Annotated in this window: 6 protein-coding genes and 2 pseudogenes; 4 read left to right on the top strand and 4 right to left on the bottom strand. The window is 44.4% G+C overall.

The genetic code is table 11. The features are described from left to right. The first annotated feature begins 44 nt into the window (after positions 1-44). Positions 45-1,481: a TldD/PmbA family protein gene (locus AC6IZ0_RS08870; RefSeq protein WP_497725815.1), complete on the top strand. Its 1,437-nt coding sequence runs from the start codon at positions 45-47 to the stop codon at positions 1,479-1,481. Positions 1,482-1,580: 99 nt separating this feature from the next. Continuing rightward, positions 1,581-2,909: a TldD/PmbA family protein gene (locus AC6IZ0_RS08875; protein ID WP_497725816.1), complete on the top strand. Its 1,329-nt coding sequence runs from the start codon at positions 1,581-1,583 to the stop codon at positions 2,907-2,909. 236 nt (positions 2,910-3,145) lie between these two features. Here the strand turns inward: AC6IZ0_RS08875 and AC6IZ0_RS08880 are convergent, their stop codons facing one another. The 3 genes and pseudogenes from AC6IZ0_RS08880 to AC6IZ0_RS08890 form a co-directional block, all read right to left on the bottom strand. Beyond that, entirely contained in the window at positions 3,146-3,325 is a 180-nt protein-coding gene (locus AC6IZ0_RS08880) for a hypothetical protein (RefSeq protein ID WP_497725817.1), read from the bottom strand. 140 nt (positions 3,326-3,465) lie between these two features. Then, positions 3,466-5,015: pseudogene (locus tag AC6IZ0_RS08885) on the bottom strand (ATP-binding protein). Positions 5,016-5,021: 6 nt separating this feature from the next. Then, positions 5,022-5,288 (bottom strand): hypothetical protein, encoded by a 267-nt coding sequence (locus tag AC6IZ0_RS08890; RefSeq protein WP_497725818.1) that lies wholly within the window; start codon positions 5,286-5,288, stop codon positions 5,022-5,024. Between the two features lie 416 nt (positions 5,289-5,704). Here AC6IZ0_RS08890 and AC6IZ0_RS08895 point away from each other — a divergent pair, with 416 nt between their 5' ends. Beyond that, entirely contained in the window at positions 5,705-10,324 is a 4,620-nt protein-coding gene (locus tag AC6IZ0_RS08895; protein WP_497725819.1) for a DUF4347 domain-containing protein, read from the top strand. Positions 10,325-10,369: 45 nt separating this feature from the next. On the opposite strand, the pseudogene AC6IZ0_RS08900 reads toward AC6IZ0_RS08895, so the two are convergent. Further along, positions 10,370-11,919, bottom strand: a pseudogene (locus AC6IZ0_RS08900) (AAA family ATPase). A 51-nt stretch (positions 11,920-11,970) separates the two neighbouring features. Here AC6IZ0_RS08900 and AC6IZ0_RS08905 point away from each other — a divergent pair. Next, entirely contained in the window at positions 11,971-12,108 is a 138-nt protein-coding gene (locus tag AC6IZ0_RS08905) for a hypothetical protein (protein WP_497725820.1), read from the top strand. Positions 12,109-12,116: the final 8 nt, after the last annotated feature.

The raw sequence follows: 12,116 nt of genomic DNA on the forward strand, positions 1-12,116 counted from the left end.
AAAGAATTAATTACTAATTAACCTATTCATAATTTCCTATCAATATGTGGTCTAAACTTACACAAGCGATCGCTAATCTCAACATTGCAGCTGATTGGATTGGAATTAGAGTCGTCAAGACAAACGCATCCACCCGTCATGTGCGGGATGGGTTACCCCAAATCAACGGTAAAACTTCCACCATGGGAGCTATGCTAGAAGTTTTAGTTAATGGCTGTCTAGGTTATGCAGCCACAACCTCTCTAGAATTACCATCACTACAATCAGCAGCCCATACAGCATATCAACAAGCACTAGCAGCAAGCAAATGGTGGATATATCCCTTTAACGCCAATCAACGCCCTAAAGTAGTGGGGGAATATAACTCACCCTACCTGGAACCCTTAAATAGTTTGTGTCCTGGAGAAATCAATAATTTCTTGGTGCGTATATGTCAGGGGTTAAAAGTTAATGACAAAATTGTTCAAACCTCAGCCAGCGCCACCACTACGGAAAGAGAAACTTGGTTTGTCAGCAGTAACGCTTCCCAAGTATATCAAAAAATTGTCTCCCTAGGAACCCATTATGGGGCGATCGCCCAAGATGGTAAAATAGTCCAACAACGCAGTAATAATGGTTGGCAAGCACACTGCTATCAAGGCGGATGGGAGCTATTAAAACAAGAGCAATTATGGCAGCGAGTGCAGCAAATTGGCGAGCAAGCAGTAGAACTGCTAACCGCCACAGAATGTCCCAACACCCGCACCAACCTACTTTTAGCACCTGACCAAATGATGCTGCAAATTCACGAAAGCGTCGGACATCCCCTAGAAATTGACCGCATTTTAGGAGACGAACGCAACTACGCCGGGGGTAGCTTCGTCAAACCCAGTGACTTTGGTAACCTAGAATACGGTTCACCCCTAATGAACATCACCTTTGACCCCACCGTACCCGGGGAATTTGCTAGCTACGGATTTGATGATACAGGCGCAGTAGCCACAAAAGAATATGTAATTAAACAAGGCGTACTACAAAGGGGACTAGGTAGCTTAGAAAGCCAAGCTAGAGCCAATATACCCGGTGTAGCTTGCGCTCGTGCTTGTTCCTGGAACCGTCCCCCCATAGACCGCATGGCTAACTTAAACCTAGAACCAGGGAACCAAACCACAGCAGAAATCATCAGCGGTATAGAACACGGAATTTACATGGAATCCAATCGCTCCTGGTCAATAGACGATCGCCGTTATAAATTCCAATTTGGTTGTGAATATGCCAAATTAATTGAAAACGGTCAACTCACCAAAACCCTACGCAACCCCAACTATAGAGCCACTACCCCGGAATTTTGGCACAGTCTCACCCACATAGGCAATGCTGACACCTGGGAAATGTATGGTACCGCCATGTGTGGTAAAGGTGAACCTAATCAAGCCATTTGGGTAGGACATGGTTCACCCCTGTGTGTGTTTGCTAATGTGGAGGTTTTTGGCGGTGGTTAAACAACTGCTTACCCCACCCACAAGTATCCTGCAACTTTTGCTATATCAAACCCCCCTCATCCCTAACTATCCCCAGAAATTCCCCCTCAAAAACACCCCATGACTTTAGAAAACAGTTTCAATCAACTTATAGAAACACTACTGATAGAAAAAACAGTCACGGAAGAATTTACCCTCAGACTCAGCAGTGAACACAGCCAATTTACTCGTTTTAACCATGGGAAGGTGAGACAAACAGGTGTAGTTGCTGACGGTTCCATAGAATTAACTTTAATGGAAAATCAGCGCCGCAGCTTTCGCTGTTTTCCCTTGACAGGAAACAGGGAAATAGACTCCCTCGCAGCACACACAGCATTACTCGAACTCCGCCAAGAATTGCCAGTTTTACCCCTTGACCCCTATTTAGTGTTACCATCAGGCAATAATATTAGTCGCGAAGTCAATTCTGGGCAATTATTACCACAAGAATCCGTAGTTACAACTATATTAGCCCAGGTGGGAGATTTAGACTTTACTGGTCTTTATGCCGGAGGGTTAGTGATTAAAGCCTATGCTGATTCTCAAGGTCAAAAACACTGGTTTACCACTGATACCTTTACCTTAGATTATTCCCTATTTGATACCTGTGGACAAGCAGTTAAAGTCATCCTTGCTGGTAGTCATTGGGATGACAGCGCTTACATCGCCAAGATGAGCGCAGCTAAAACCCAACTAAAATTACTTTCCCGTCCAGCTAAACAATTGACACCGGGACGGTATAAAACTTATTTTGCTCCCGCTGCAGTAGCAGATTTATTAGATATGCTTTCCTGGTCAGCGGTGAGTGAGGCTGATTTACAACAGGGAAACAGTGCTTTGGCTATGCTATCACGCCAAGAAAAACAACTATCCCCTAAGTTTAGTTTAACAGAAAACTTTCAACAGGGGTTTGTACCGCGATTTAATCAATTAGGAGAAATGGTAGCTCCTGAGTTACCCATAATTACACAGGGGGTTTTAGTTAATACTCTAGTTAATTCTCGCACCGCTAAGGAATACGGTAAAACCGCCAACGGTGCTAATAGCTCCGAAACTTTGCGATCGCCCCACATCAGTCCGGGTAATTTAGGCTTTGACGATATTCTTAGGAGTTTAGATACAGGACTATATATATCTAATCTACATTACCTCAACTGGAGCGATCGCCCCACGGGGAGAATTACCGGGATGACTCGTTATGCTTGTTTTTGGGTAGAACAGGGGGAAATCATCGCCCCCATTGAAAATTTACGCTTTGATGAAAGTCTCTATCGTTTCTGGGGAGATAATCTTGTAGAGTTCACCAACTTTCAAGAGTTCATCCCCGATGTGGGAACTTATGAGAGTCGTCAATTAGGAGGTAGTCTAGTTCCCGGAATGTTGGTAAATGACTTCACCTACACGTTATAGAAAAACTGTTGACGGTATGGCTAACGCCACGCTATCGCTATCGACTCCGCTCACCGACCACGGGTGACGGTTGACGGTATGGCTAACGCCACGCTATCGCTATCGACTCCGCTCACCGACCACGGGTGACGGGTGACGGTATGGCTAACGCCACGCTATCGCTATCGACTCCGCTCACCGACCACGGGTGACGGTTGACGGTATGGCTAACGCCACGCTATCGCTATCGACTCCGCTCACCGACCACGGGTGACGGAAGGGCGATCGCTTATGCATAGGCGATCTGCTTGCAGCAGCGCTTCGCTATCGCCATGAAGCTCGACAATTGGGAGGGAACCGGGGGTTAGAAACCCCCGTCTAAAAGCTGAAGTCGGATTAATCCGACTGAGTGTTAAATATAACATTATAAATGCCATTAATAACCATTGCCTAGAGTACCCTATTTAACCTAATAGTCCACTTCTAGTGGACTTTCGCTATCAGACGGGTAATTTATTACCCGGCTGCTTAGTGCGATCGCTGTTTTGTTGACGGTTGACTGGGATAGATTACCCAGCTATCCGCGAATGATTGTGATATTTCTCCCTTGAGGACTCTGGGTTATTTCCGTGGTGGTGCGATCGCTGATGGGGGGTAAATCAGGGCGACGGTCAAATATGATTAACCATCCTGTATTTAGATTGAGTCCTGATAAATACTTATCTAACTGTATCAATCCTTGCTGTAAAGAGTCCGGTTTACCCTGTTTCCATACCTTTAATTCCATCCCTAAGACTACATCCCCATAACGCAGACATATATCCATCCTCCCGGAGCCTATAGCGTATTCCCGTTCTAAGCTACCACCACCATTAACGACACGGTGTAAAAATGCCATTAATACTAAGTGAGGCGCAATTTCTGGGTACGGGGTACTTTTAAATAATGGTTCTCCGTGTTGTCGCCAAAAGTCTAGAAAGGTTTCTAATAGAACTTGCGGGTTTAATTCCCCTGTGGGTGTTAACCAACTGGGTTGAATCATCGGTAAACTATCTTGAGTACCCTGAGCTAACACCTTGGGGATGACCTCTTGATAGATGGGGTTAGCTACCTTTAACCCACCTTCTTTACTGCGAATCACTAAACCTAAATCTAACAGATAACGGCGATCGTCTTCTGGGGTGTTGGGTAGTTCTTCCCCAGATAAAATAGGTTCTATAATGGCTTTAACTCTATCTTCTCGCAATCGTTCTGCTAAACTATCTAAATGGGTGTCTTGCCTTTGAATTAGTACATCTTTGGCTTGATTGATTAAATCTACCGTGATGGGGATATTGGTATCTTCTGCTAAATATTCTGTAACTTCCTTAGCTAAAGCATTGACTAACCAAGGTTGACCTTGAGTTAAATCATAGGCGTGGTTAATAGCTTGGGGGGTAAATATTTGCCCAGTGGCTGCGGTGTGTTGTGCGTATAGATTACTTACATCTTCTAGAGTGAAATTACTTAAAGTCAGAGAGCGCACCTTGATATTAAAAGGGCTAGAGGTATTTAACCTATCGCTACCACCAGAGGCTACCTTATAATCACGTACATCCCGCATCCCAATCAAGGCTACACATTGGGGGAAACCTTGGGGACGACGGGGGAAACCATCCCTTAATTGCCTTAAGACAGTAATTAAAGTTTGATTTTGCAGAGAGTCAATTTCATCAATAAACACCACCAGGGGGCGCACAGAAGCCTCGCCCAGGCAGTTAAAGCAGCATTTATCCTTTGTCCTGGTAGTGCATTTGGCCACACCGGTGGTTCTAGCTCCTTGGGTAGCCAAAATCTTGCCGCCTCTCGCCAAGCACCTAAAATTGCCTGTTCTGCTATTTCTGGCTGATCGGGAAAGGGCGAACCTACTTCTGCGGATACCATGACGGCGGTATATTTACCACTGGCTGTTAATTCCTGTGCTAGGGTAAGCATGGCAGTGGTTTTACCTGTTTGTCTGGGTGCATGGATAACAAAGTAATTCTCTTGCTCAATCAGGCGTTTTAATTGGGGTAACCGTTCACTGGTGGGTAGGGTATAGTGGATATTTGGCTTACAAGGGCCTGCGGTGTTAAACCATTTAGTCATAAAAGTTTAGGTATAGGTTGATTTGATTATAACTGTGATCACGGTTGACGGTTGACTGACAAAACGCCAGTGCGATCGCCTGTGAAACCGCAGCAGTTTAGAGCATTGGGAGCCAGGGGTTAGAAACCCCTGTCTAATAGCTAAAGTCGGATAAATCCGACTAGGTGTTAACTGTTGACGGTGGTCGGTGAGCGGAGTCGATAGCGATAGCGTGGCGTTAGCCATACCGTTGACGGTGAGCGGAGTCGATAGCGATAGCGTGGCGTTAGCCATACCGTTGACGGTTGACAGTTGACGGGTCAGGGTTTAAAAGCTACAAGCACCGGGAGCCAGGGGTTAGAAACCCCTGTCTAATAGCTAAAGTCGGATAAATCCGACTGGGTGTTAAATATAACTTTATAAATAGGGTTAACAATTATTATTAAGCGAATATTTGACACCCTGGACTTATACCATAACCAAGATGTTGACCCCAGAGCGATCGCAATTTCATTTAAGCAGTTAGCAGAGAATCACCCAGAAGCTGATTTGCGAACTCTAAGTCCTGAATGTAATTTTTCTATTTTTTTAATAAATTTTACTTCACTTTAAATTTATTGTGGTTTATATTTTTTTTGTATGAAGCGTAATTAAGCAAGTTGCAAACGCCATTCCCTATGCTATGTACCACCCATAACACCTTTACTCCTATGGCTATTGTATTTATTGATTCCACTGTATCCGACTATCAAACCCTCGCTGCGGGTGTTATACCAGGTATAACCACTGTTATCCTCAATCCTGATGAGGATGGTATAACTCAAATTACAAGATTTTTAGCACAGCATCCCCACTGTGACACTCTCCACATCATTTCTCACGGTGCGCCGGGATGTTTATATTTAGGTAATAGTCAAGTTAACTTAAGAAATCTTAATTTATACCAACCACAGTTACAGCAGTGGTCAAGTCGCCATATCTGTCTCTATGGGTGTGAAGTGGCTGCGGGGGATGCAGGGGCGGAATTTATCCAGAAGTTACAGCAGCTAACCCAAAGTGTTATTAGTGCTTCCACTAGTAAAACCGGTCATCCTACCCTGGGGGGTAATTGGGATTTGGAGCTAGGTGATGGATTGGTGTCAGTACCTTTGAGTGGTGCGACATTGAAGAATTATATGGGGGTACTGAATATCATCGGCAATTACAATACCCCTGGCTCTGCTTTGGGTGTACAAGTAGTGGGGAACTACGCCTATGTCGCTGATGATATTGCAGGATTGCAAATCATCAATATCAGCAACCCCGCCAACCCCACCCGCACCGGCGTTTACGATACCTCTGGACGGGCTTATGATGTACAAGTAGTGGGGAACTACGCCTATGTCGCTGATGAGCGTGCATTGGAAATCATCAATATCAGCAACCCCGCCAACCCCACCCGCACCGGCAGTTACGATACCAGTGGCGTTGCTAATGGTGTACAGGTAGTGGGGAACTACGCCTATGTAGCTGATAGGGATGCAGGATTGCAAATCATCAATATCAGCAACCCCGCCAACCCCACCCGCACCGGCGTTTACGATACCTCTGGCTCTGCTTTGGGTGTACAAGTAGTGGGGAACTACGCCTATGTCGCTGATGATTATGCAGGATTGCAAATCATCAATATCAGCAACCCCGCCAACCCCACCCTCACCGGCAGTTACAATACCCTGGGCGCTGCTTATGATGTACAAGTAGTGGGGAACTACGCCTATGTCGCTGATTATAATGCAGGATTGCAAATCATCAATATCAGCAACCCCGCCAACCCCACCCGCACCGGCGTTTACGATACCCCTGGCTTGGCTCATGGTGTACAAGTGGTGGGGAACTACGCCTATGTCGCTGATGATTATGTAGGATTGCAAATCATCAATATCAGCAACCCCGCCAACCCCACCCGCACCGGCGTTTACGATACCCCTGGCTTGGCTCATGGTGTACAAGTGGTGGGGAACTACGCCTATGTAGCTGATAGGGATGCAGGATTGCAAATCATCTTTAATGATCAGTTTATAGCGATCGCCCCTACTAATGCTACACAGGCTGAAGGTAACGAAGATACTACCCCCTTCACCTTCACAGTTACCCGCACGGGGAACACCACAAGTACAAGCACAGCTAACTGGGCGGTTACAGGTACAGGTGACAACCCTGCTACTGCTGATGACTTTACAGGTGGAGTATTTCCATCAGGTACAGTTGAGTTTCTCCAGAACGAAACCACTAAGGAAATTACAGTCAATGTCAGTGGTGACAGGGTAGTAGAACTAGATGAAAGCTTTACAGTCACCCTATCCAACCCTAGTGACGCAACTATTACCACCGCTGCTGCTACGGGGACAATTGAAAATGATGATGCTACCTTAGAGATCGCCCCTACTAATGCTACACAGGCTGAAGGTGACGCAGATACTACCCCCTTCACCTTCACAGTTACCCGCACGGGGAACACCACAAGTACAAGCACAGCTAACTGGGCGGTTACAGGTACAGGTGACAACCCTGCTACTGCTGATGACTTTACAGGTGGAGTATTTCCATCAGGTACAGTTGAGTTTCTCCAGAACGAAACCACTAAGGAAATTACAGTCAATGTCAGTGGTGACAGGGTAGTAGAACTAGATGAAAGCTTTACAGTCACCCTATCCAACCCTAGTGACGCAACTATTACCACCGCTGCTGCTACGGGGACAATTGAAAATGATGATGCTACCTTAGAGATCGCCCCTACTAATGCTACACAGGCTGAAGGTGACGCAGATACTACCCCCTTCACCTTCACAGTTACCCGCACGGGGAACACCACAAGTACAAGCACAGCTAACTGGGCGGTTACAGGTACAGGTGACAACCCTGCTACTGCTGATGACTTTACAGGTGGAGTATTTCCATCAGGTACAGTTGAGTTTCTCCAGAACGAAACCACTAAGGAAATTACAGTCAATGTCAGTGGTGACAGGGTAGTAGAACTAGATGAAAGCTTTACAGTCACCCTATCCAACCCTAGTGACGCAACTATTACCACCGCTGCTGCTACGGGGACAATTGAAAATGATGATGCTACCTTAGAGATCGCCCCTACTAATGCTACACAGGCTGAAGGTGACGCAGATACTACCCCCTTCACCTTCACAGTTACCCGCACGGGGAACACCACAAGTACAAGTAGTGTTGACTGGGCGGTTACAGGTACAGGTGACAACCCTGCTACTGCTGATGACTTTACAGGTGGAGTATTTCCATCAGGTACAGTTGAGTTTCTCCAGAACGAAACCACTAAGGAAATTACAGTCAATGTCAGTGGTGACAGGGTAGTAGAACTAGATGAAAGCTTTACAGTCACCCTATCCAACCCTAGTGACGCAACTATTACCACCGCTGCTGCTACGGGGACAATTGAAAATGATGATCCCACCGTTATTGTAGACATCCAAGATGTTGTCGGTAACTATTTCGTTTCCGCCTACGACCCTCAACAAGATTTGAATGGTCACCACACTATTTCCGATGATCAAACTCAATTAGACCTATTCGGTAATACCTGGAAAAAACTGGACATTGGCAACTACAACATTACTGCCAACACCATCCTAGAATTTGAATTCCGAAGCACTAGCGCTGGAGAAATTCATGCCATTGGCTTTGACACAGATAATGTAATTAGTCCACAAACAACATTCAAACTCAGTGGTACTCAAAATTGGGGATTACAAAATTATAACAACTACAGCATAAGTGAAGGTTGGAAAGCTTACCAAATTAGCGTAGGAGATTACTTCACGGGAGATTTTAACTACCTCACTGTAGTGAATGACCACGATGTAGTAAATCCTAATGCTGATAGTCAGTTCCGGAATCTAAAAATCTATGACAAGGTTCCCAACATTAAGGTTGACATCAACGGTCAAACCAACGACCACCTGATTTCTTCTTACGACCCTCAACAAGATTTGAATGGTCACCACACTATTTCCGATGATCAAACTCAATTAGACCTATTCGGTAATACCTGGAAAAAACTGGACATTGGCAACTACAACATTACTGCCAACACCATCCTAGAATTTGAATTCCGAAGCACTAGCGCTGGAGAAATTCATGCCATTGGCTTTGACACAGATAATGTAATTAGTCCACAAACAACATTCAAACTCAGTGGTACTCAAAATTGGGGATTACAAAACTATAACAACTACAGCATAAGTGAAGGTTGGAAAGCTTACCAAATTAGCGTAGGAGATTACTTCACGGGAGATTTTAACTACCTCACTGTAGTGAATGACCACGATGTAGTAAATCCTAATGCTGATAGTCAGTTCCGGAATCTAAAAATCTATGACAAGGTTCCCAACATTAAGGTTGACATCAACGGTCAAACCAACGACCACCTGATTTCTTCTTACGACCCTCAACAAGATTTGAATGGTCACCACACTATTTCCGATGATCAAACTCAATTAGACCTATTCGGTAATACCTGGAAAAAACTGGACATTGGCAACTACAACATTACTGCCAACACCATCCTAGAATTTGAATTCCGAAGCACTAGCGCTGGAGAAATTCATGCCATTGGCTTTGACACAGATAATGTAATTAGTCCACAAACAACATTCAAACTCAGTGGTACTCAAAATTGGGGATTACAAAACTATAACAACTACAGCATAAGTGAAGGTTGGAAAGCTTACCAAATTAGCGTAGGAGATTACTTCACGGGAGATTTTAACTACCTCACTGTAGTGAATGACCACGATGTAGTAAATCCTAATGCTGATAGTCAGTTCCGGAATCTAAAAATCTATGACAAGGTTCCCAACATTAAGGTTGACATCAACGGTCAAACCAACGACCACCTGATTTCTTCTTACGACCCTCAACAAGATTTGAATGGTCACCACACTATTTCCGATGATCAAACTCAATTAGACTTATTCGGTAATACCTGGAAAAAACTGGACATTGGCAACTACAACATTACTGCCAACACCATCCTAAAATTTGAATTCCGAAGCACTAGCGCTGGAGAAATTCATGCCATTGGCTTTGACACAGATAATGTAATTAGTCCACAAACAACATTCAAACTCAGTGGTACTCAAAATTGGGGATTACAAAACTATAACAACTACAGCATGGAGCAAGATTGGAAAGCTTACCAAATTAGCGTAGGAAATTACTTCACAGGTAACTTTAACTACCTCACTGTAGTGAATGACCACGATGTAGTAAATCCTAATGCTGATAGTCAGTTCCGTAATATCCAACTTTATGAAGTTAGCTAGTGCGATCGCTGTTTTGTTGACGGTTGACTGGGATAGATGACTAGGCTACCCCCGAATTACTGTAATATTTCTCCCTTGAGGACTCTGGGTTATTTCCGTGGTAGTGCGATCGCTGATGGGGGGTAAATCAGGACGACGGTCAAATATGATTAACCATCCTGTATTTAGATTGAGTCCTGATAAATACTTATCTAACTGTATCAATCCTTGCTGCAAGGGGTCGGGTTTTCCCTGTTTCCATACTTTTAATTCCATCCCTAAGACCACATCCCCATAACGCAGACATATATCCATCCTCCCGGAGCCTATAGCGTATTCCCGTTCTAAGCTACCACCACCATTAACCACGCGGTGTAAAAATGCCATTAATACTAAGTGGGGCGCAATTTCTGGGTAGGGGGTACTTTTAAATAATGGTTCCCCGTGTTGTCGCCAAAAGTCTAAGAATAAGTCTAATAATTTTTCTGGGATTAATTCACCACTAGGACTCAACCATTCAGGTTCAATCACCCCTAGGGACATAATGGGGGTATAAGCTAAAACTTTAGGTAAAACCTCTCTATATATGGGGTTGGCAATTTCTAAACCTTTGATGGGATGATAGCGACACAATCCTAAATCTAGGAGAAAACGAATATCATCATTAGGTACATCTGGTAATTCTTCCCCGGCTAACATGGGTTGAATAATTGCTTTTACTCTATCCTCTCGCAGTCGCTCTGCTAAACTATCTAAATGGGTGTCTTGTCTTTGAATTAGTATATCTTTGGCTTGATTGATTAAATCTACCGTGATGGGAATATTCACATCTTCTGCTAGGTATTCTGTAACTTGACGGGCGATCGCATTGACTAACCAAGGTTGACCTTGAGTTAAATAGTAGGCGTGGTTAATAGCTTGGGGGGTAAAGATTTGCCCTGTGGCTTGGGTGTGTTGTTCGTATAAGCTTTTAACATCTTCTAAGGTGAAATTACTTAAGGTTAAAGATTCTACTTTGATATTAAAGGGGCTAGAGGTATTTAACCTATCACTACCACCAGAGGCTACCTTATAATCACGTACATCCCGCATCCCAATCAAGGCTACACATTGGGGGAAACCTTGGGGACGACGGGGGAAACCGTCCCTTAATTGCCTTAAGACAGTAATTAAAGTTTGATTTTGCAAAGAGTCAATTTCATCAATAAACACCACTAGGGGGCGCTTAGAAGTTTCTCCCAGGATTTGAGGAAAGAGCCGATACGTTGAGGTGGATTACCATTAGTTAAAAAAGGTGGTTGTAATTCTGTTGGTAGCCAAAAGTCAATAGCATCTTGCCAAGCACCTAAAATTGCCTGTTCTGCTACTTCTGGCTGATCGGGAAAGGGCGAACCTACTTCTGCGGATACCATGACGGCGGTATATTTACCACTGGCTGTTAATTCCTGTGCTAGGGTGAGCATGGCAGTGGTTTTACCAGTTTGTCTGGGTGCATGGATAACAAAGTAATTCTCTTGCTCAATCAGGCGTTTTAATTGGGGTAACCGTTCACTGGTGGGTAGGGTATAGTGGATATTTGGCTTACAAGGGCCTGCTGTGTTAAACCATTTAGTCATAAAAGTTTACGTATAGGTTGATTTGATTATAACTGTGATCACGGTTGACTGTTGACTGACAAAACGCCAGTGCGATCGCTTTTATTCGTTACTCATATCCCCGAGTTCTCACCATCAATTTTTATAGAAGTGGGGGATCTTATCCAGGTGATGCTTTATCCCCTGGGCGATCGCATCAAGTCAAGATAATCAGATAC

Source organism: Anabaenopsis sp. NIES-4685, from assembly GCF_059725405.1.